This window comes from Rhodococcus sp. EPR-157 (assembly GCF_001647195.1).
Lineage (GTDB): Bacteria > Actinomycetota > Actinomycetes > Mycobacteriales > Mycobacteriaceae > Rhodococcoides.
Window position 1 is genome coordinate 1 of record NZ_LVCV01000425.1, and the last position, 23,998, is coordinate 23,998.

The window sequence follows — 23,998 nt, forward strand, 5'->3', positions numbered from 1 at the left end:
TTCCGGTGTGAAAGCTACTTCACGGACATCGATTCGAGAATCTGGCGCGCGAGTGCAGCGGTCTCGGACGGCGTCTTGCCGACCTTGACGCCTGCGGCCTCGAGTGCGTCCTTCTTCGCCTGCGCCGTTCCCAGCGAGCCGGAGACGATGGCGCCTGCGTGGCCCATGGTCTTGCCCTCGGGAGCGGTGAAGCCTGCGACATAGCCGACGACCGGCTTGGTCACGTTGGCCTTGATGTAATCGGCTGCGCGCTCTTCTGCGTCGCCACCGATTTCACCGATCATGACGATCAGCTTGGTCTCGGGATCGGCTTCGAACGCCTCGATGGCGTCGATGTGCGTCGTGCCGATGACGGGGTCGCCGCCGATGCCGATGGCCGTCGAGAAGCCGAAGTCACGGAGTTCGAACATCATCTGGTAGGTCAGCGTGCCACTCTTGGAGACCAGGCCGATGGGGCCGGTGCCGGAGATGTTGGCAGGCGTGATGCCGACGAGAGCTTCACCGGGAGTGATGATTCCGGGGCAGTTCGGGCCGATGATGCGGGTCTTCTTGCCCTTCTCCACGTTGTAGGCCCACGCGTATGCGGAGTCCTGCACGGGGATGCCCTCGGTGATGACGACGAGCAGCGGGATCTCCGCGTCGATCGCCTCGACGATGGCGTCCTTGGAGAATGCCGGCGGGACGAACGCGATGGAGACGTCCGCTCCGGTCTTCTCCATGGCCTCGGCGACGGATGCGAAGACCGGGAGTTCGATGTCGTTGCCGTCGGCGTCGACGTGCTTGACCGTGGTTCCGGCCTTACGTGCGTTGACGCCACCGACGACCTGGGTTCCGGCCTTGAGCATCAGGGCGGTGTGCTTGGTGCCTTCGCCGCCGGTGATGCCCTGGACGATGACCTTGTTGTCCTTGTTCAGAAAGATTGACATGGTTTCCTCTACTTCGCTGCCAGCTCGGCGGCCTTGTCGGCGCCCTCATCCATGGTTCCGGCGAGCGTCACCAGCGGGTGCGCGGCGTCGGCGAGAATCTTGCGGCCTTCTTCGACCTTGTTGCCGTCGAGACGAACCACCAGCGGCTTGTTGGCTTCGTCGCCCAGCTTCTTCAGTGCGCCGACGATGCCATTGGCAACTGCGTCACATGCGGTGATACCGCCGAAGACGTTGACGAACACGCTCTTGACCTGCGAGTCGTTGAGGATGACGTCCAGACCGGCAGCCATGACCTCGGCCGATGCGCCGCCGCCGATGTCGAGGAAGTTGGCGGGCTTGACGCCACCGTGTGCCTCGCCTGCGTATGCGACGACGTCGAGGGTCGACATGACCAGTCCAGCACCGTTTCCGATGATGCCGACCTGTCCGTCGAGCTTGACGTAGTTGAGGTCGTTCTCCTTGGCCTTGGCCTCGAGAGGATCGGCTGCGTCCTTGTCCTCGAAGTCCGCGTGGCCGGGCTGACGGAAGTCTGCGTTGGCGTCGAGCGTCACCTTGCCGTCGAGGGCGAGGATCTGATCGTCCGGGGTGCGAACCAGCGGGTTGACCTCGACCAGGAGAGCATCTTCGTTGATGAAGACCTCCCACAGCTTCTGGATGGTCACCGCAGCGGCGTCGAGCACCTCGGCGGGAAGCTTGCCCTTTTCGGCGATTTCACGAGCAAAAGCAAGGTCGACGCCCTTGACGGCATCGACCGGGATACGTGCGAGGGCGTCGGGGTTCTCTTCCGCCGTCACCTCGATTTCGACGCCACCCTCGACCGAACACATCGCGAGGTAGGTGCGGTTGGTGCGGTCCAGCAGGAAGGAGATGTAGTACTCCTCGGCGATGTCGGAGGCTTCTGCAACGAGAAGCTTCTTGACGACGTGGCCCTTGATGTCGAGTCCGAGAATCGCTTCTGCGTTCTCGGTAGCTGCTGCGACGTCCTTGGAGTACTTGACGCCACCGGCCTTGCCGCGGCCGCCGACCTTGACCTGTGCTTTGACCATTACTGGCTTGCCGATTTCTTCGGCAATCTCTGTTGCTCCGGCGACCGTGTCCGTGACACGACCGGCGGAGGTGGGTACGCCATGCTTGGCGAACAATTCCTTCGCCTGGTATTCGAAGAGATCCATCAGCTCACCGTCTCGTCTACGTTGACGCCCGCTCAAGGGGTGTGAGCGGGTCTGATGATGGACTTTATCCAGATGCCCAGGGAGCGCATCGGGCGCATGGATGCTATGTGGTCTATCTCACCGGAGCGTGGTGTGTGTCCCACGCCTCACTTGCTTGGGCGCCGAGCCGAAAGAGCTGCCGCCACAGCGAGTATCACGAACCCGAGCGCGCCGACGAACGAACCGGCTCCGACGACAGGGTCGAGCACACGCGCTTGCGTCAGCGGCCAACCCAACAGATACACGACCATCGCGACCGCTGACCCGACGAGAAGGGCAGTCCCTCTGGCGGGCCGCGAACGCGCCGCGAGGACGACGGCCACCACCACGGTCACCGCCATCACTGCCTGACCCCAGACATCCCAACCCCACGGGAACTCGGCGAACGACGCCGCCGAGGTGTCGACGCCTCGGTAGAGGGGCAATCCGAGAGCCACTGCCGACACGAACCCTCCGAGCCACGCCACCGACCCCACGTTGCCGTCGTTGCGGACGTCGGATGTGTCGACGTCGTCCCGCTCGGAACTACCCGCGAGGGGCACCCCGACTCCGCAGACGCCCGCGACGGCCGCCCCGAGAGCAGTCGCGATTCCGCCGATACCGAGACCGATACCGTCGATGTCGGCCGCCAACACCACAGACTGCAGAACGCCGGTCGAGGCCATGATCGCCGCGACGGCGATGATCCCGAGTGCCGGTCGGACGGTATCGGCGAACAACGAGAAAAACATCGGAACGGACGCGATCACGAGAACGAACCCTGCGATGAGCGCCGTCCGCGTCGCGAGAATCGTCGGATTCGGCACGCCGTCGGGAACATCGAGTATCGGCAGGAATCCAGCAGTACTCAGGAGCACTCCCCCGACCACCCCCGCCGTCCCGGCAACGACGTGCCACCGCATGGACGCACTCGAGTCCTGCAGCTTCCGATCACGGCGCGTGGATTCCCGGGCGTCGCCCCGTCGGTCGCGGACGGCAGAGACGGGGAGGGCGAGAACTCCGACGACGGTCAGCGCGATCCCCCCGACCGCGCCGATCCAGGAACCCGCCGATGCGTCGACGCCAGGACCTGAAGCGGATCCCGCGACGACCCGGCTGCCGAAGACCCCGACGATCCCAAGACCGGCAGCAAGCATCGCGCCGGCAGCAACAGGCGGGGAGATCGATGCGAGGGCTGCTGCCGCGACGATCACCACTGCCAGCGACAGCGCTCCCGAACCGAGCGCGGTCGTGAGGGGCGATTCGACGACTGCTCGAACCAGGACGATCGAATCGGTCGAGATGTACGGCGGTGCCCACATCGCGGCGGCGGCGACGAGCGAGGCCACTACCGCGGTCACAGACAGCGTCGCGCCGATTCGAACCGACGACGACCGACCCGTCAGCTCCGCTCGGGGCGAATGGCCGTAGCCGTCGTCGAACGACGCCCTACCGACTGCGACGAGACCGAGCACGCCACCCACCACTGCGAGGGCATGGGCGGCGATCAATGCGTAGGCACCGAGTTCGGGCTCGAGGGCTTCGGCAGTAATCGGCCGGAACAGCTCGAGCCTATTGGCATCGATCGGCGAACTGACCAAACCGAGATCGAGCAGGAGCAGTCCCACCGAGAGGGCGCCGTATCCGGCCGTCAGTGCGCCGGCGAACGCAGGCCGAGCGAGGACGGCGAGAATCGCCAGAATCGCCACAGCGAAGACAGGAGCCACCGCAACGACCGCCCCCGCGACGACTCCGGGTTGCGGGCCACCTACTTCGGTCGATCCCACGGACTCGAGGGCGAGGGAAGCGAGGGCGATCAACGCCGCGATCGACGTTGCTACGGTCGCCGCAAGGGCCGCTGCGCGGGAACTCGCGCCGTCCGGCGATCGACCCTCGATTACGCGGGGAGGAACTTTGCCTGTGTGCGAAGGAGAGGACACGTGTCAGGACGCTATCGCTCGTCGGCGATCTTCTCGGCCGCCACGCGCCGACAGCCACCTGCCGTGTTTTCGGAGTTTCGTTTTCGAACCGGCGTGCTGGCATACTCGTGACCTGTCGGTGATCACAGCCGATATCCGCAAAACCCCTGCTCGCCTTGTGAGCCATCTCACATATGAGCCGGTTTAAGTCGATTAACTTGCGCGTACCGCAATCGTTTCGTTACCGTCTGCCGAGTCTTAAGTCACGAGCAGATCACGGATCGGGAGGTCGCAAGTCTTGTCGCAACACCGCGCGTCCTTCACTACCAGCCGGTTCGTAACACCGGCGGCGGTAACCGAAAGCGCGCCGACCGTGTTCTCGACACAGACCAGCTGGGGAACCGAAGCGGAAGACTTCGATACGACCGGCTACGACTACTTCGCAAGCAACTACGGCTCTGCCGAGAGCTACCACGACAGCGAGCTGCACAGCATCTCCGAAGTGGATGTCTCGGCGGAGCCTGATTTCGTTACAGAGAGTGTTCCAGCAGACGAGATCGCTGTTTCTCGCCGACGTGGCGCGCACCGGATCCCGACGCCTCCCACCGCACTCAAGGGCCGCGCCGCTGTCCTTGCAGTCGCTGCAGGTGCCGTCGTCGCTGCAGGCCAGGCCGTCATCGACCACGGACCGTCCGCGCCGAGCACGTCCGAGGAAGTTGCTCTCGCCGCAGGCGCAGCGCCGGCAGCCCCGGGCATCGCCGCCACCGCCGTTCCGCAGGCAGCCAATTTCGCCGCTGACACCACTACGGACGTTTCGGCATCCTCTGCCCCGCAGATCCTGAATGTCGCGAATCCCGTCGATCTCAGCCAGTTCAACGATCTCCTCGCCAAGGGGCAGCGCTTCAGCGAAGAGCGCGCCGCGCGCGAGGCTGCGGCCCGCCGCCCGTTGTTCGTGCTTCCCGCAGTCGGTACGTACACCTCCAACTTCGGTCAGCGCTGGGGAGTTCTTCACGCTGGCGTGGACATCGCCAACGCTATCGGCACCCCGATTCTTGCGGTCGCCGACGGCAAGGTCATCGACGCGGGCCCTGCGGCCGGTTTCGGAATGTGGGTTCGCCTGCAGCACGCCGACGGCACCATCACCGTGTACGGGCACATCGACAGCGCGAACGTCACGGTCGGCCAGGAAGTCATGGCCGGAGACCAGATCGCGCGTATGGGCAACCGTGGTTTCTCCACCGGCCCGCACCTGCACTTCGAGGTTCACCTTCCGGGCGACAGCAAGATCGACCCGCTCCCGTGGTTGGCTTCCCGGGGCATCGGCCTCGGACCCGAATTGGACTGACTGTTCGACCTAGGTGCGCACCGATTCGTCAGGTGCGCACCGAATTGCTAGCAATCCGCCGCGCACCTGATTATTCGGTGCGCGGCTTTCGTCTGCTCAGAGCTTGGTCATGGGCACGCCACCGATGAGCATCATCTTCACGCGTCCCGACGTGCCGAAGTCGACCAACACCATTGCGGAGGTTCCGGTGCCGGTGGACTCCAGAACAGTTCCCAGCCCGTACTTGTCGTGATTGACGCGGTCACCCACGGCGAGAACGAGAGCGTTGTTGCGTGCGCGTGCCGAGCCGAAGCTCGGCGTCGATTGCTGCCCGCGACGCTCGCCGAAACCACCGCCACCGAAACCACCGCCACCGCCGAAACCACCGCCGCCGAAACCACCTGATCTCGGGCGTCCACCGATGCCGGGGTCCTCACGCTTCCATTCGATCAGCGACTGTGGAATTTCCTGCAGGAAGCGCGATTCCGGATTGTTGATCGGCTGACCCCATGCCGAGCGCATGATGGCACGCGTGAGGTACAGACGATGCCGCGCACGAGTGATACCGACGTACGCGAGCCTACGTTCTTCCGACAATTCGTTCGGGTCGCCGAGTGCGCGCATGTGCGGGAATTGCCCGTCCTCCCAACCGGTCACGAAGACGACGGGGAATTCGAGGCCCTTCGCCGTGTGCAGCGTCATCAAGGTGACGACACCTGTTCCGGAATCCGGTATCTGATCGGTGTCGGCGACGAGCGACACCCGTTCGAGGAACGCTGCGAGCGAACCGGGTGCGGGAGATCCTTCCTCTCGCTCCACTTCTACGTCGGCTTCGGCTTCGACTGCGGCGAGGTTGCGCGCTTCGGAGGTGAATTCTCTTGCCACGCTGACGAGTTCGTTGAGATTGTCGAGCCGCGCACCGTCCTGAGGGTCGCTGCTGGCTTCGAGTTCGGCGCGATACCCGGTGCGATCGAGTACTGCCTCGACAACGTCGCCGATGTCCGCGATGTCGTTGCCGTCGTCGTCGGTGCTGTTCAGTACCGAGCGGAGCTCGTCGAGTAGTTCGAGGAACTGGCCGATCAGTTTCTGGGACCGCGAATTGAGCAGTGCGACCTTGCCTGCGGCGGCGTCGTGCAGTGCTGCGGAGAAGCTGATGTCGCGCTGCTCGGCATGGACGGCGACGCATGCTTCGGCACGGTCTCCTATTCCCCGACGCGGCGTGTTCAAGATTCGACGCATGCTCACCGTGTCGTCTTCGTTGGACAACACGCGCAAGTACGCCACCATGTCGCGCACTTCCTTGCGCTCGTAGAAACGCACCCCGCCCACGACCTTGTAGGGCAACCCGAGGCGGATGAAGATCTCCTCCAGCGCGCGCGAGGAGTTGTTGGTTCGATAGAAGACCGCTACCTCGTCGTAGCGCACGTCGTGGTTGTCGACGAGCCTGTCGATCTCCGAGGCGACGAACGACGCTTCGTCGTGCTCGTTGTCGGCCACGTAGCCGACGATGAGCTCGCCCTCCCCCGAGTCCGTCCACAATCGCTTGTCACGCCTACCGGTGTTGCGAGAGATGACCGAGTTGGCTGCGGACAGGATGTTCTGTGTCGACCGGTAATTCTGCTCGAGCAGGATGGTTCGGGCGTCTGGGTAGTCGCGCTCGAACTCCTCGATGTTGCGGATGGTGGCGCCACGGAACGCGTAGATCGACTGATCCGCGTCGCCGACGACACACAGTTCCCCCGGTGCGATAGTGCCTTCGAGTGCTCCGTCGGAATCCTCGCGGCCGACCAGCTCACGCACCAGCATGTACTGCGCATGGTTGGTGTCCTGGTACTCGTCGACCAGCACATGCCGGAATCGGCGACGGTAGTACTCGGCGACCTGCGGAAACGCCTGCAGCAGGCCGACGGTCTCGCCGATCAGATCGTCGAAGTCCATGGCGTTGGCCGACCGCAGCCGTTGCTGGTAGATGCCGTACACCTGAGCGACGAGCTTGGGCAGCTCGACCATCTGCTTGTCGGCGTCTGCTGCGGCGTCCTCGGGTCCGACGAGTTCGTTCTTCAGATTCGAAATCGCCGTCGAGAGCAGCCGAGCCGAGAACTTCTTCGTATCGATCTGCAGGTCTTTGGAGATCATCGTCAGCAGGCGGCGTGAATCGTCGGCGTCGTAGATCGAGAAGTTCGAGTTGAGCCCGGGCAGCAATGATGCCTGGTTGCGGAGGATGCGTACGCAGCTCGAGTGGAACGTCGAGACCCACATGCTGTTGGCCCGGGGGCCGACGAGGCCGGCGACGCGCTCACGCATCTCCGCGGCGGCCTTGTTGGTGAACGTGATGGCCAGAACCTGGCCCGGCATGACCCCCCGCTCGGCCAACAGGTATGCGATACGACGCGTCAGAACAGCCGTCTTGCCCGACCCCGCGCCGGCCACGATGAGGAGCGGCGATCCCGAATGCATGACAGCCTCACGCTGCTGGGGGTTGAGACCCTCCAGCAGGGCTTCGGACTTGGACTTTCCGGGCGCGGGTACAGCAGTGAGGTTTGTGTTCATCGCCTGTCCAGGTTACCGGCGAGCACCGACAGCACTTCACTGGACAGAGCTGTAGTGCACCCGACCGTTCGATGTCCACACCGATCGGTTTGTTTTTGCTAAGCTGCGTCGGGCCGTGCAATCGAGCTCGGGGATGTCCTCATGCGACACCTCCCCCATTCGACGACCCGAGACACCTACGCGACAGAGTCCGCGATCTCGCGTCCGCCAACTGAATGCACGCGCGCCGAGCACTGACAGAGGGTTAACAATGCGCGAATACTTGTCGAACCAAAAGCGTTGCACTGCAGTCATTCAGCAGAGGTTGCAACAAGTTGTCGATTGAAGTTGTTGCGCGATACTAACTTCAAAGCTACTGTTCGGTTTCGAACCAACACGGCAACGTCGACATGCGCAGTTCTGTCCACTCGAACTGCTGAGTCCGAGGTCTTCGGCGACGTCTGATCGCTTGCGCACCTACCGAATCAACCATTTTGTTATGCAGGGGGGCACAGTGGGGCTGGGGGACGAACACGCCGACTACTGCCATGGAAGTCTCACGGCAGACGTTGGCGGACTTGCCGACGCTGTGAAACGCTCGGCTTTCCGGAATCCGAGTGGAACCGCGCTACGGAGCGGCAATACCACAGTGAGTTACAGCGAGATGCTAAGCGCTGCTGCATCTTTGGCAGATTCACTTCGCTACGCAGGCATCGAGCGTGGCGATGTGGTCGGCGTGAACATCGAGCGCAGCGTCGACATGGTCATCTGCATGCTTGCCGCAGTGTATGCCGGTGCTGCATATCTACCGCTGGACCCGTCCAACCCCCACGCTCGAATCGTCTCAGCCCTCGACGCAGTTGAGGCCACCGCCGTGTTTTCCAGGCAGCCCCTCGGCGCCGAAGGGCGCATCGAGATTACGAATGTCGATAGGCTCGGACTTACTTCCACCACTACCGCCTACCACGAACCCCCGACTGCGTCGGGAGCTCGCGATCTCGCTTGTGTCATGTTGACCTCGGGATCTTCGGGCACGCCCAAGGCGGTCATGGTCGAGCACGGATCCATTCTCCGTATCGTCGAACACGATGCGCGATGGGCGATCGATCCGGATGATGTTGTGGCACATATGGCATCGACATCGTTCGACGCTGCGACACTCGAGATTTGGGGCGCACTGGTCGCGGGAGCTACCCTTGCCATTCCGCCACAGCCCGTGGGAACAGCATCCGAGCTGGCCTCCTTCTTCGCTCACCACGACGTGTCGGTTGCATGGCTCACAGCGGGACTGTTTCACGAGGTGGTCGACGACGATCCGAGCCCCCTGGGCCGGCTTCGGTGCCTGATGACCGGCGGAGACGTCGTCTCACCAGTGAGGTGGGACAGAATTCACGCCGAGTATCCGAACGTGCTGCTCGTCAACGGATATGGGCCCACTGAGAACACTGTGTTCACGACGACCTACACCGGGCCGACTCGCGCAGGGACGGTACCGATCGGCACGTCGGTCGGCGGATCCACCGTTGATGTTCTAGATGCCGCGTTGCACTCGGTACGGGCGGGCGGTGTCGGCGAACTTTACACCGGCGGAACAGGTGTCGCCCGTGGGTACCATGCAAGTCCTGGCGTCACCGCGGCGAGGTTCGTCGCCGATCCCCGAGGCAACGGTGGTCGTGTGTACCGCACCGGCGACCTGGTACGCGTAGCATCCGACGGAAATCTGGACTACGTGGGACGCGAGGACGACCAGGTCAAACTTCGAGGTTACCGGGTCGAACCAGGAGAGATTCAGGCTCGCTTGGCCGAGATTCCGGGGGTGGCCACGTCCTATGTGCTGTGCGACAGGAGTTCGGGCAGCGCAAGGCTCATCGCGTACGTCGTCCCCGACACACGATCGAATCAGCCGGTCACGGTCGACTACCTCCGCCATTCCCTCCGCTCTCGCCTCCCCTCGCCGCTGATTCCGTCGTCGTTCGTTCTGTTGGATCGGCTACCCCTCGGCACGACCGGAAAGGTGGATCGCCGTGCGCTACCGGTCGACGTACCCGTAACTTCGCAGACCGCTCGAGCACACCTCGACGGAACCGAGGATGAGGTCGCACGGCTGTTCCTCGGGATTCTCGGCTACCCGATCGACGAACCCACCACCTCGTTCTTCGATTTCGGCGGGGACTCGTTGCAGGCCATGCGCTTGCTGGCAGCGGTCAGAAGGACGTTGTCGGTCGACGTCTCGTTTGCAGACTTCCTCGACGGTTCATCCGTGCGCGCGCTGGCAGCGACGATCGATGCGAGTTCACCCACCGATGTGTCGGAGATTCGCGTCGCTCCAGATCGCGAACGATGGGAACTGTCAGGTGTGCAACAACGCTTCTGGTTCTCCGAGGTGTTGAATCCTGGATCCAGACAACATCATTGCCCACGCAGGTTCGCAGTGACGGGCACGTTCAGCGTCGAGGCGTTCACCAGGGCGCTCGAACACCTCACCGTCGAACATCCGATTCTGCGCACCGCAGTCGATGTGTCGACAGGTAGCCCGTGGGCAGTCGTCCGACCTGCGGCACGTGGAGAGGACCTCGTCAGTTCGGTGAATCTGGAGTTCGTACCACCAGATCGGCGCAATGATGCCGCCGATGCTGCGCTCGATGCGTTCAGCCGCGCTCCGTTCGACCTCCGTTCGGGTCGTGTGATTCGCTGCATGGTTGTTCGTTTGGCCTCCGAGGAACACATCATCTTCCTCGAGGCTCATCACATCGCAATCGACGGATGGTCCTTCGGAATACTCGACCGCGACCTCGGCCGTCTGTACGACGATGCACTCCGCGGACTAGAGTTCCCTGCTCCGGACGCCGAGAAGATCGGGTACGCCGAATATTCGCTCTGGCAACGCGGCCGAGATTCCGGCCTCGAGTACTGGAGCGAACGCCTGGACGGCCTGGAGCCGCTGTCCCTGCCAACCGATCACCCACGTCCACCGACCAGATCGACGGAAGGCTCGGCAGTTCGTCGACATCTCGATGTGGATCTTCTCACCGCGCTCGAACGAACGACGAAGCACTACAACGGAACTCTGTTCATCACGCTCACCTCACTGGTTCACATCCTGCTCTCGCGCTACACGGGAAACACCGACGTCACGGTCGGTGCGGTGGTGGCCGGCCGCGACTCGACGGAGTTCGAATCCGTGCTCGGATGTTTCGTCAACACGGTGGCCCTGCGCTCCGATGTGAACGAGGACCTCTCGGTTCTAGACTTCCTGGCGCAACAGAGAACATCCATCACCTCAGACTTGGCGCATTCCCACGCTCGATTCGAGCGGGTGGTGACTGCCCTCGTCCACGAACGAGACCCAAGTACGACGCCACTGGTTCAAGCGGCTGTGGTTCTCCAGAACACCCCGTCTGCGGGCCTGAGGCTCGCAGGTGGCATCGTGGACGAACTACCCCTCGAACGGCACAGTGCACAGTTCGACGTGACGTTCGAGTTCGAGACGAATGCAACGGGTCTCGAACTGATTCTCGAATACGACACGGCACTGTTCGAGGCCTCGACCATCGAGCAGATGGCTGCAAGGTTCGAGGCGATGGCACGAGCCTCGACCGATCACTACCGGCCGGTCGCCGAACTCCCTTTCATCTTCGACGACGAACTGTGTCTGGTCACCGAGACGTGGAACGACACGGCGCGTGAATTCTCCGACACTCGACCGGTGCATGTGCAGGTCATCGACCAAGCACGACGTACACCCGACCGTATAGCTCTGCGCGACAGCACTTCTCTTCTGACGTACAACGAGCTCGAGCGGCGTTCCAGGTCCCTGGCTCACGCACTTCACGACGCGGGGGCTCGTCCCGGCGACTCCATCCCGCTCGCGGTGTCACCTGGTGTCGAGTTCGTGGTGGCGATGCTCGCAGTCGCCCGATTCGGAGGCGTGTACGTTCCACTGGACATCAAGAGTCCACCCACGCGGTTGGAATCGATCGCTCGCGAAGTATCCGCGCGAATCGTGGTGACGGATTCACCGTCGTTGGGCGACGAGCGCTGGGCCGGCATTCACACGGTCACCACCACCTCGACTGAATCTCCAGGTCACTACGCGGCGCCACCCGACGTGGACAGCGCGCCGACCGATCCGGTCTACACGGTGTTCACTTCGGGTTCGTCCGGCCGCCCGAAAGGGGTTCGGATAGAACATCGTTCGCTCGCAAACCTCTGCGCATGGGCACGCGACGAGTTCGGCCTCGACGGCACGAGGGTCGTGGCACAGACGGTGAACACGGCATTCGATCCGCTGTCGTACGAAGTCTGGCCTGCGCTCACAGCCGGCGGGTGCGTTGCAATTCCCAGCGCACGTGACCTCGAGGACCCCATCGCGCTCGTCGACTGGATAGCGCGTATGCACGTGACCGATACAGTTGTCGTGACTGCGAGAGTCGACTCGGTCTTCGACGAGCTGGACCGCGTCGGCACCTCACTCCGTACCGTTCTGATCGGAGGAGATGTCCTTCGCCGTCGCCCTAGCCCCGAGTGGGACTTCCGCGTGTACAACGCGTACGGACCCACCGAGTCCACCGTCATCGCCACCGCAGGTCGAGTCGAGCCGTCCTCGGTGGCAGACTCGTCGGATCTGCCGACGATCGGCAGGCCACTCCCCAACACCGTCACATACGTGCTCGACCGTCGCGGCAGGCCTGTTCCACCGGGTGTGCCTGGCGAGCTGTACCTCGGTGGCATACAGATTTCGAGCGGGTACGTACGCGAGCATTCACCAGAGACCTCCCCGTTTGGCACCGCGGCGGAGATCTTCGGTACCGGTTCGCATCGGATCTACCGCACCGGCGATATCGTCGAGTGGACTCGGCGCGGCGAGCTGGCTTTCGTCGGCAGGGCGGACCGGCAGGTCAAGATCCGGGGTCACCGCGTCGAGCCTGCCGAAGTGACCGTCGCACTGACCAGCCTCGACGGTGTGACTGATGCCTACGTCCAGGCGAAGCTGTCCGCTCGTGGGACCACGTATCTGCTCGCCCACGTCGTAGCCAGCGGTCGCAGCGTGGACGCGGCACAACTGTCCAGCCGACTGGCCGAGACGCATCCCGCGTACCTGGTGCCCGACAAGATCGTCGTACTCGGCGCATTTCCTCTGACGCCACGCCACAAGATCGACGTCGCAGCATTGCCCGTCCCAGACGACGCAGGCCCGGTCGGAACTCCTCCCACGACTGCGTCGCAGATTCGGTTGGCCGAGGTGTGGCGCTCGGTACTCGGAATCGACCAGGTGGGCATCGAGGACAACTTCTTCGCTCTCGGCGGCGATTCCATAGTCGCCATGACACTCGTGGCGAGCGCGCGGCGTGCCGGGTTCACCTTCACCGCGCGAGATCTGTTCCGGTCTTCGACGATCGAAGCGCTCGCCGACTTCACTCACCCCGAGGCTGCGGGACCTGTCGGAGCAGACATCGGGGCAGTACCGGTCGGGCCCATTGCGCACCTGTATTACCGCGAGGTACCGAGTGGGCTCGCGTTCGATCAGTCCGTGGTGATCGAGCTGGAGAGCGGGGTGAACGTCGACGCGCTTCGACGAGCGATCACCGAAATCGTCGCCCACCACGCTGCCCTCCGAATGCGGGTCACCAGGATGGCAGGATCGCTCGAACAGCACATTCCCGACGTGGACCTGCCGTTCGAAACGACCGTGCTGACGGGTGTGTCCGGCCGGGACACCACCGACGTCGTAGCTGCTTTGCGTACCGCGCCCCGCCCTCTGTCGGGTGCACTGTTCGCGGCAACCCTCGTACTCGAGACAGCCGGTCGTGCAGCACAATTGGTTCTCGTCGGGCACCACCTCGTCATCGACGCTGTGTCATGGCGCATTCTGCTCGATGATCTCGATACCGCCTACGGTCAGCTGACCACTTCGCGCGCTGTCGATCTGGGCCACCCCACCACACCGGTGCGCAGATGGACGCAAGTTCTGCTGACGGACAACGCATCACGGTTCGAAGCGGATCGCGCGGCCTGGAGGTCGACAGTAGCGACTCCGTGGACCCTTCCGCGCTCAGCTGGACCGTCCATCGGGACTGGACTCGTGCGAGACGAACGCACAGTGCATCGAAGCCTGGATCCGCGCTCGACACGAATCGTGACCGCATCGGTCGCCTACGGTTCGACGATCGAGATCGTCGACGTTCTGCTCGCCGCCCTGGGTCGAGTACTCGCGCGCAGAGCCGGCACGTCCCGCGTCGTACTGGCGATGGAGGGTCATGGTCGGGACGAATCATTGTCGTCAGGAACCGATTTGAGTCGGACCGTCGGTTGGCTCACCGACTACTATCCGTTCGCGCTCGATGTTCAGGACGGTGACTGGGACGATCGCCTCGAGTCGGTACACCGTCAACGTACCGCCGCACCGCACACGTCCGGATACGGAGTGCTCGTCGCACACGATGGCCCATCGGGACAGTTGTCGCGGTACGGCCGGCCCGAGGTGTCCTTCAATTACCTGGGGAGATTCGAAAACGTCCGCATCGGAGGAAAACTAATTACCGGTGTCTCCTCGATCGAGCTGAACCAAGACTCGAGATCTCCACGACTGCACGTCCTCGATATCGTCGGGGTCCAACGCGACGGGGAACTGCGATTCGACTGGACTTATTCTCCGCACGCACACGAACTGGGTGACATCGAGTCGCTGGCCGATGGGTTGATCGCGGAACTACGATCGTTCGCCGACGTGAACGACTCGGACGAGAACAACCCTGCCGCCCTCATCTCACCGCATGCCGGTGTCGCCGAGCACAGTCTGAATCGAGTTCTTCCCGGAGTCGCGGACATCGACGACGCGTATCCGTTGACCCCCATGCAACAGGGTCTGATCTTCCACAGCCTCGTCTCCGCCGACCGTCGCGCGTACCTGGAACAGATATCGATCGACATCTCCGGTATCGCCGACGTCACCAACCTCGCGAAGGCGTGGCAGCGGGCTTCCGAGAACTTCGAGGTACTCCGTACACGCTTCGTCCTGGAGAACGTTCCGCACCCCTTGCAGGTCGTGGACCGGGCCACCGTCGTTCCGGTCGAATCGGTCGACTGGAGCCTTCTCGACGAGTCGGGCCTCTCGGACGCACGGCGTCGTTTCGTCGCTGCCGACGCCGCACGCGGACTCGAATTGACCGACTCCCCGGTCATGCGTGTGACGGTGGCAGATCGCGGTCGCAAGAGTGTCACCCTGTTCTGGACCTTTCACCACGCGCTTCTCGACGGGTGGAGTGGAATGCAGGTCCTTGGAGAGGTTCTGGCCGAGTACGCGGCCTTACGAGACGGCACCCACCACCGACCGCGAGCACGGGCCCCGTTCCGCACATATGTCGAGTGGTTGCTCCGGCAGGACAGTTCCGCAGCGAAAGCATTCTGGACACGTAGGCTCGCAGGCCTGCACGCTCCCACCGCACTCCCCTTCGATCGTCCGCGTCGTTCGGGCCACCGCGGCATCTCGGATGGATCGGTGTCGGTGACCTTGTCCGTCGAGCAATCGGGCGCTCTGAGGTCGACAGTGCGTACTGACCGAGTCACCTTGAACACGGCGTTCCAGGCAATGTGGGCGCTACTACTTCACCGATACACCGGCGACAGCGATATATGCTTCGGCGCAACGACATCAGGACGGCCGGCACGACTTGCCGATGCCGACACCATTGTGGGGCTCTTCCTCAATGCCGTACCAGTGCGAGTCGACGTCGACGAGTCCGCACAAGTCCAGCAGTGGATCGGCGGAATCCAGAACGATTCCATCGACGCGTTGGTACTCGACCACGTATCCCTCCCAGATATTCGTTCCTGGAGCGAGGTCGAATCGGGTGCTTCACTGTTCGATTCGATCCTGGTCTTCGAGAACTACCCGATCGACCCAGAGATGGGAACTCGGCACGGGTTGAGCATCGAATCGGTGACGGGGCACAGTGGGACCAACTACCCCTTGAACGTCGTAGCCTATCCAGAGGAGCAGTTCAGGATCCTCCTGCGTTATGACAGCGCACTCTTCGATCGCGCAACAGTCGAACGCATCGGGATGCACTTTCGGTCCCTGTTGGAGTCCTATGCGTCTGGGGTCGACTCACTGTCCGACCTGAAGATGGTCTCAGGTGCAGAACGCTCACTGTTGCTCGACGAGTGGTCAGGGCGAGGCACGCGCGCGGCTCCTTCGGAACGTGTCCATAAGGCAATCGAGCGCATCGCACTCAACAACGGCGATCGAATCGCATTGGAGGACAGCGCGAATCGGACCGCCACCTACCGCGAGCTCTGGGATCGGTCCGAGAAACTGGCGACCAGGTTACGAACCTACGGAGTGGGGCGCGGAACCCTCGTCGCAGTAGCCGTGCCTCGGAGTGTCGACGCCGTCGTCGCGACGCTCGCCGTGTTGATCGCAGGTGCCGCATACGTGCCGATCGAGACTCGGGCGCCGGCTCAACGCGTATCGGCCGTGTTGGAGGCGACCGACCCGGTTGCGGTTCTGGTGACACCGGAAACGGACCTGGATCCGCTCCGCGGCTATCTCACGCTTTTCATGGCCGACACGTCGTTGGGTTCGACACCCCTGTCGGCAACGCCGACGACGTCCGGGCCCGACGATCTCGCGTACGTGGTGTTTACGTCAGGGACGACCGGTCGTCCCAAAGGAGTCATGGTCCAGCACGGGGGCCTTCGATGCGTGGTCGGCTCGGTAGCAGAGCTCTACGACCTCCGACCTGACACGCGCGTGCATCATGTGTGCTCGCTGGCCTTCGACGGCGGTATCCAAGATCTCTTCGCGGCACTCGTCTCCGGGTCTAGGTTGACTCTCGACGACGCCGACGCCGAGGACTCGTTGTCGAACCGACTACGCGCCTCGGGTGCGAATGTCGTGTCTCTACCGGCATCGTTGGTGGCAGCGGTCAATGGAGACCTTCCCGACCTTCGCATCGTCGGATCCGGTGGCGACACCCTCCCTGCGTCGGCGGTGGAGGCCCAACAGGGGCGCCAGCTGATCAATCTGTACGGACCGAGCGAAACGACGATTCTCGCCACAACACACCAGGCCCCACCGTCCGGCGGCGGTCGTCTTCCGCTCGGTACCCCCATTTCCGGTGCCAGGACGTACGTGCTGGATCAGCAGCTGAGACCGGTCGCGATCGGCGTGACCGGCGAGCTGTACATAGGTGGAATCGGGGTGTCGAGAGGCTATCTCGGACAATCGGCGACAACGTCTGCCAGGTTCGTGGCGGATCCGTTCGGCGACGCCGGGTCTCGCCTGTACCGAACCGGAGACCTAATCATGTGGACTCCTCTCGGTGAACTCGACTTCGCGGGACGCTCCGATCATCAGGTCAAGATCCGAGGGTTTCGAGTGGAGACAACCGGTGTCCAGCACGTACTCGACGGCCATGGCCTCGTAGTCGAATCTCTGGTGACCGCAACACATCCAGCAGGAAACGAACGTCAGCTGACGGCATCCGTGCAGCAGAAACCAGGTGCCGCGCTCACCCGTGAGGATGTGCGGGCCTACGTTCGCGCAGTACTGCCGGAGTACATGGTTCCCACCGCTGTCGTCCTCCTCGATTCGTTCCCACTCACGACCAATGGAAAAGTCGACCGCGCTCGGCTACCGGATCCGACTCGGAACGACGTCGTCTCCGGCGTGTACCGCGCCCCGTCCTCTCCGACGGAGTCGTCGATCGCCGAGGTGTGGCGCGAACTTCTCGGGGTGGCCCAGGTGGGCGCCGACGACGACTATGTGGCGCTCGGTGGCGACTCCATACTGAGCCTTCGGATGAGTTCGAGGCTGTCGACGACGTTCGCCGTCGAACTGACACCACGCGACATCTTCGACTCCCCCACGATCGCGCTCCTGTCGGATCGTATCCAGGACTTGATCCTGCTCGAGCTGGAGCAGCAGGCCGGTCTCCCCTCCTACCCCGAATCGAGGTGAACGTTCGTGTCGACGTCACGCGAGGAACGAATCGCAGCGCTACCCGAACACCTGCGCTTGCTCTTTCACGACCGAAGCACAGGATCCGAAACCACATCACTGGATGATTCGATCGGTTCGGTGACGACCGAGAACGAATTGCCTCTGTCGCTCGCGCAGGAGCGACTGTGGTTCGCACACGAATTCGATCGCACCAGTGTGGAATACAATGCACCGCGCATCACACGATTGACCGGTTCACTCGATCGTGCCGGCCTGCAGAGCGCACTCGATTCCCTGGTGGTCCGTCACGAAGCGCTACGCACGACGTTCGATTCCTCCGATGGCGTCGCATTCCAAACCGTACTTCCGCCGAAACCGGTGACGATAGCGACCATCGTCACCGAGACTGCACAAGATGTGACGGAAGCGCTGATGCGCGAGGCTACAACACCGTTCGACCTGCGCTCCGATCAACTGCTCCGGGCAACCCTGTTGAAAATTGCAGCGCAAGAGCACATTCTGTGCTTGGGAATGCACCACATCGTGGCGGACGGTTGGTCCGCCGGACTGTTGATGCGCGACCTCGCGGCGCTGTACAACTCCTCGGTGACCGGCCGCCCGGATACTTTGCCCGCCTTACCGACTCGATACGTCGATCACGCCGTGTGGCAACGTGAGCAACAGTCCACCGAATCGACCAACCGGCGAACACGACTCTGGGCGGAACGGATACGTGACCTCCCGCCGATGGAATTGCCCACCCAGTTCGTTCGTCCACCGATGCGCACCTCGGGTGGCGGTCAAATACCTTTCGTGGTCGACAATGCCGTTCTGTCGCGCCTTCGCGATCTTGCCACCGACGTGGGCGCGACCCTGTTCATGGCGATGACGACTGTTCTTCAGACAGCATTGCGGCGCTATACCTCTCAGCAGGAATTCGGAATAGGAACCGTCTCGTTCGGTCGCTCGAGACCTGAGGTTGAGAACGTCGTCGGAGTGTTCATCAATACACTCGTCATTCGCTGCGAGGTCGACGACGACGAGTCCTTCCGCAGCGCGCTCTCGCGGACACGCGAGAGCGTACTCGACTCCTTCGCCAACGAGGACTTGGCTTTCCAACACCTCGTCGACGAAGTGGGCGCAGAAAGAAACACAGGCCTACCACCGATCGTCCAGGTGATGCTCTCGATCCAATCCGCTTCGGATCGCGCTCCGTTCCACGGTCTCGCATCGAGCGACGTGGAACTAGCGTCGACTGCGACCGACCTCGATCTGACGATAGACCTGACAGAACACAGCGGAGGACTCGGCGGCATCGTCGAGTACAGCACCGATCTGTTCGACAGCCGATTCGTGACGCAGTTCGCTCGCCATCTGTCCGCCCTCCTCGAATCAGCGGTCGACCATCCCGACGATCCCATCGGGTCGTTGTCGATGCTCGATGAGCAGGAGACTGCTGCGCTCATCGGTGTCGGTAACGACACGTCGTACCCCGTCGGTGCACCCCGACGCGTGGATGCCTTGATCGCAGAGAGCATCAGCCGGAGCCCGCACGCCGTGGCCGTGCGGTTCGGGACGACACAGCTCACCTACGCAGATCTGGATCGACGAGCAGACTCCCTCGCTCGCCGACTACTCGCAGCGGGCGCCTCGGACCGAGAACCGGTCGGGCTTCTCGCACGGCGGGACTCCGACACGATCGTCGCTGTGCTCGCGATCCTTCGGACAGGCGCAGCAGTTCTCCCGATCGATGCCGACGCGCACGATGCAGCAGTCGCGTCGATCCTCGACGATGCCTCGGTTCGCGTGATCACCGGCGCCGACGCGCCCCCGAACCCGTTCGTTTCGCGTCGGTTCGTTCCTGTCGACTCCATCGACGACAGAGGTCTCGGCCCGCTTCCACCCTCCAACGGCGGACCGACGGACATCGCCTACGTCATCTACACGTCCGGCACGACGGGTCGCCCCAAAGGTGTCCTCGTCGAGCATCGGAATGCCCATCACATCGCTTCGTCGTGGAACGTGCGGTACGGCTTCGACGATGCGCCACCGACGGTGCTCTCGGTGTCTGCACCGTGGGTCGACCTCTTCTTCGGTGATCTGTTGATGGCCTTGCCTTTCGGCGGCACGATGGAAATCGCACCTGCCGCGGCCCTGGAAGATCCGGAGGAATTGGTCGACCTCCTGCTGGCGTCCGAAGCGGACGTACTGGCCTCTGTTCCCGGTCTTGCATCGGCGATCACGACGGAACTGTCGGCCCGCGGTACACGAGCCGACTCGCTTCGACTCGTTGCGATCGGATCCGAGGGATGGCGCCCCGCCGACGCAGTGGCGCTCGTCCGTGTCCTCGATCAGGAGAAGTGCACCGTCGTGGACGCGTACGGCGTCACCGAAGCGACGATCGATTCGACGGCATTCACGGTCCACACTGCCGGCAGGACCGTAGCACTCGATTCAAATTCGTTCGTTCCGATCGGAACCCCGCTGCCCAACACGAAAGCGTACGTGGTCGACGATCTCGACCGCCCGGTCCCGTTCGACGTCCCCGGTCAGCTCCTCATCGGCGGCGGAGGAGTGGCCAGGGGCTACCTCGGCCTACCGGACGCGTCCGAAGCCAGTTTTTCGGCCGATCCTTTCGACAACCGACTCGACGCACGTGTGTATCGAACCGGTGACGTGGTGAAGCGACGACGTGACGGAAGCATCGAGTTCGTCGGACGCTCGGACGATCAGGTCAAGATTCGTGGCTACCGAGTGGAACTGGGACAGATCGAAGTAGCCCTGTCCAGTCACCCCGACGTCGCCGAGGCGACCGCTGTCGCAGGAGAGGACCGTAACGGACGGACAAGGGTCGACGGCTACGTTGTGGCCCGCGCTGGCGTCGCGCTCGACTTGGAGGACGTCAGACGGACCACCTCCGAACTCCTTCCTGCACATGCCATCCCTTCGACCGTCACGGCAGTCGTCGACAAGCTACCCCGTTCGGCCGCAGGCAAAGTGGAGAAGCGCTCACTGCCTGCGCCCGCCGAGACCGACACCGACTCTCTACACCGAGTGCCTCGTACGTCGACCGAAGCAGCCCTGCGACGCATCTGGTCGGACGTACTCGGTCTCGATGAAGACGCTCTGTCCGTCGGGGCGAACTTCTTCGACCTGGGCGGAGACTCGATTTCGAGTCTGCAAATCGTCAGTCGCGCCAGGCGAGCAGGGCTCGCATTGACGACGAAGCTTGTCTTCGCGCATCAAACGATCGCTGAACTGGCCGGATACGTCACAACGCGCGAATCCACGGCAACCGCGGGGCCCTCCGTGCACGGGCACGTTCCTCTCACCCCCGTTCAACGGGATCTGTTGGACCGAGATGCGGCCACGAGCAACCGGGCCAACCAAGCAGTCTTACTGGACATTGCGACCGACTTTGACATCGAGGCGCTCAACTCCGCGATCGACAGTCTGTTCGTGCACCACGATGCGCTTCGAATGACCTTCACGAAGAACGTCACCGGATGGCATCAAAGCAATCGTGCCCCTGGACGCGAGTTCACGCCGGACGTCGAGCACATCGATCTGACTGCATCAATCGAGTCAGAATTCACCTCACGCACCCAGTACGAGGTCGAACGAGCCTCTCGCCCATTCGACCTCAGCAACGACCCTCTGCTGCGCGCCGTCGTGATCACGGGCGACCGCACCGCCCATCTTCTGCTCGTCGTACATCATCTGGTCATCGACGGCGTGTCGTGGCGACTGATCCTGGACGACCTCGAGACGGCGTACGACTCGGCCCGCATCGGCACCGGCTCGAACTTGGGTGCCAGAACAACCTCGTTTCTCGACTGGTCCGTCGGTCTCGAATCCGCGGTCGACAACGGTACATTCGACGACGAGTACCCTTACTGGCTCGCTGTTCTCGAACGGCTGGACCACAGTCCAGCGGTGCCACGCGACGTCTCCCGACCCATGTCCTCGAACCGGTCGGCTCACGTGACGTTCGAGCTCGACTCCGACACCACCTCGTCGCTCGTCGATGCCGCCACTGCCTTGCGTACCGGCCTCGACGACGTACTGCTCGCGGGTTTCGCCTTCACCATGACAACCTGGGCGGGTTCGCCCGTGCCAATTCTCATGGAGGGCCACGGACGCGAGGAACAGATTCTCGCCGCCGATCTCTCTCGAACCGTCGGATGGTTCACCACAGTCTTTCCGGTCGTGCTGCCCGACATCACAGCACTGGCGCCGGCTGCAGGCGTCGATGCCATTGCCACGTACATGTCTGCGATACCGAGTAAGGGAATCGGGTACGGGCTGCTTCGCTGGCGCGAACACGGCCGGAGGCTGCCGTCGCCCGAGCCCGAGGTGACCTTCAACTACCTCGGACGGTTCGAACGGCCGTACGACGACTCTGCGACCCTCGTCCGCAGCTGGCAGCCTGTTGCCTCCGAGGATGCGCACGAACGGACCCACCTGCTGGATGTCTCGGTCGTCCTTCGACACGGTCGTGTGTCCGTTCGGTGGGATTACTCCCCGTCCGTGCACGATGCGGCCACCATGGATGACCTTGCGCAGAGGTACCGACAGCGCCTGGAGGAACTGGCGTCGTTCGCCGAACACCGCACCCGGTCGCGCCACTCGGTCATGGCTTTGACGCCGATGCAACGCGGCATGGTCGTGCACGCACTCGATGCCGGCAACCATGACACTTACGCGAGCCTAGTGAACATCACGGTCGATGGGGTCGACAACGTCGATGCTCTAGTCCGAGCGTGGGAGAACACAGTTCGACGCCACGACGTGCTACGGATGGCTATCGCCTGGGACGACCACGGCGATCCCGTCGCCGCGATCCATCCCTCGGCTCGAATGCCGGTGGAGACGCTCGACTACACAGATCGGGGTGCCGACGAAGCGATCGCCCTCCGCGAGCGGTTGGAACAGTCGACGATCGATATTTCGAGCACCCCATTGATGAAGTTGTGGATCGTGCGCACCGCTCCTGACCGAGTACACATGATGTGGCTATGCCACCACCTTGTCCTCGACGGGTGGAGCTCGTCCGCTGTGGTGTCCGACGTACTCGCCGAGTACCGCGTAATGGAGATCGACCGAAATACCACGATCCCGGATCGAATCCCGTTCTCGCATTATCTCGACTGGCTGGAGAGACAGGATCGCGATGCCGCTCGTAGGTACTGGGCGGACTATCTCGAATCGTTCACCGAAGCGACACCGCTTCCGTTGAACCGGAACCGAAACCGCGTGGCATCCGAACATCGTCATCACACGGTGGCGTTGGATGTCGAGGCCAGTGCAGCGGTCGCCGAGTACGCCACAGCACAGCGCGTCACCCTCAACACGGTCGTTCAAGCGGCGTGGGCGCGCGTGCTCAGCTGGCATTCGGGCCAGCAGGACGTGCGCTTCGGAGCCACTACCTCGGGTAGGCCCACCGACCTGCCGCGCTCGGACACGATGATCGGTATGACCATCAACACCGTTCCGGTGCGGGTGTTCGTGGGTCAGCAGGCACTCGGGCCGTGGCTCAGAGACATTCAAATGGATCTCGTGTCGTCGCGTGAGCACGAGTTCCTGGCACTGACGGACATTCGATCCTGCAGCGGTGTCGACGGTGGCCGCACGCTGTTCGACAGTATCGTGGCGTTCGAAAACTACCCTCTCGCTTCATCTTCCGATGCCACCGCAGGCCCGAGGGTAGTGAGCATCAAGGCCGACGAGGCGACGCCGTACGCGATCACCCTGACCGTGCACGCCGGTGAAAACTTGACGGTGTCACTCGGATACGATGCTGCCGTCGCGTCACCGACGTTCGCCGAAACGTTGCTCGAACACCTCCTCCGAACTATCGAGTCGTGGACGAGCGGTGCTGCCACCACAGCCGGGGACGCTCTGTGGACAGAGGGAGAGGTCTCCAGGCTCGTCGAGGTCGGCACCGGTCTGCCTTCACCCATCCCGGACGCCCGCGTCGATACACTGTTCCGCCGGCAGGCACTTGCCGAACCGCACCGCACAGCGGTCGTCGACGGGCACGAGAAGATCAGTTATCGAGAACTTCTGGAACTCTCCGACTCGGCCGCGCAGCGCTTGGCGAGCGTAGGCGTGGCACCCGGCGACTCCGTCGCCTTGCTGTCGAAACCGTCGATCGATGCGGTGGT

General features: G+C 63.1%; 7 protein-coding genes. 3 read left to right on the forward strand and 4 right to left on the reverse strand.

The features are described from left to right. Positions 1 to 14: 14 nt before the first annotated feature. From sucD to A2J03_RS19835, 3 genes are all read right to left on the reverse strand, one after another. Positions 15 to 926, reverse strand: coding sequence for a succinate--CoA ligase subunit alpha (sucD, locus tag A2J03_RS19825; protein ID WP_068377413.1), 912 nt, complete (start codon positions 924 to 926; stop codon positions 15 to 17). Positions 927 to 934: 8 nt separating this feature from the next. Continuing rightward, a complete protein-coding gene (gene sucC, locus A2J03_RS19830; RefSeq protein ID WP_068377416.1) occupies positions 935 to 2,098 on the reverse strand; it encodes an ADP-forming succinate--CoA ligase subunit beta in 1,164 nt (387 codons plus the stop codon). 146 nt (positions 2,099 to 2,244) lie between these two features. Continuing rightward, positions 2,245 to 4,056 carry a hypothetical protein gene (locus A2J03_RS19835; RefSeq protein ID WP_068377419.1) on the reverse strand — a complete coding sequence of 604 codons (1,812 nt, stop codon included), beginning with the start codon at positions 4,054 to 4,056 and terminating at the stop codon, positions 2,245 to 2,247. Between the two features lie 277 nt (positions 4,057 to 4,333). Here A2J03_RS19835 and A2J03_RS19840 point away from each other — a divergent pair, with 277 nt between their 5' ends. Then, positions 4,334 to 5,380, forward strand: a complete 1,047-nt coding sequence (locus A2J03_RS19840) for a M23 family metallopeptidase (RefSeq protein WP_068377421.1) — start codon at positions 4,334 to 4,336, stop codon at positions 5,378 to 5,380. Between the two features lie 96 nt (positions 5,381 to 5,476). Here A2J03_RS19840 and pcrA read toward each other — a convergent pair whose 3' ends face one another. Then, complete coding sequence (pcrA, locus tag A2J03_RS19845) at positions 5,477 to 7,909, reverse strand: DNA helicase PcrA (RefSeq protein ID WP_068377424.1); 2,433 nt, start codon at positions 7,907 to 7,909, stop codon at positions 5,477 to 5,479. 478 nt (positions 7,910 to 8,387) lie between these two features. On the opposite strand from pcrA, the gene A2J03_RS19850 reads away from it, so the two are divergent. Both A2J03_RS19850 and A2J03_RS19855 read left to right on the forward strand, forming a co-directional pair. Then, a complete protein-coding gene (locus A2J03_RS19850; RefSeq protein ID WP_068377427.1) occupies positions 8,388 to 17,849 on the forward strand; it encodes a non-ribosomal peptide synthetase in 9,462 nt (3,153 codons plus the stop codon). A gap of 6 nt (positions 17,850 to 17,855) precedes the next feature. After that, positions 17,856 to 23,998, forward strand: a 6,143-nt coding sequence (locus tag A2J03_RS19855) for a non-ribosomal peptide synthetase (protein ID WP_156520474.1), incomplete at its 3' end; no start/stop codon positions are given.

Excerpts from the sequence above, each read along its gene's own strand:
- sucD (WP_068377413.1), bottom strand. The coding sequence starts at position 926 with ATGTCAATCTTTCTGAACAAGGACAACAAGGTCATCGTCCAGGGCATC.
- sucC (WP_068377416.1), bottom strand. The coding sequence starts at position 2,098 with ATGGATCTCTTCGAATACCAGGCGAAGGAATTGTTCGCCAAGCATGGC.
- pcrA (WP_068377424.1), bottom strand. The coding sequence starts at position 7,909 with ATGAACACAAACCTCACTGCTGTACCCGCGCCCGGAAAGTCCAAGTCC.
- A2J03_RS19850 (WP_068377427.1), top strand. The coding sequence starts at position 8,388 with ATGCAGGGGGGCACAGTGGGGCTGGGGGACGAACACGCCGACTACTGC.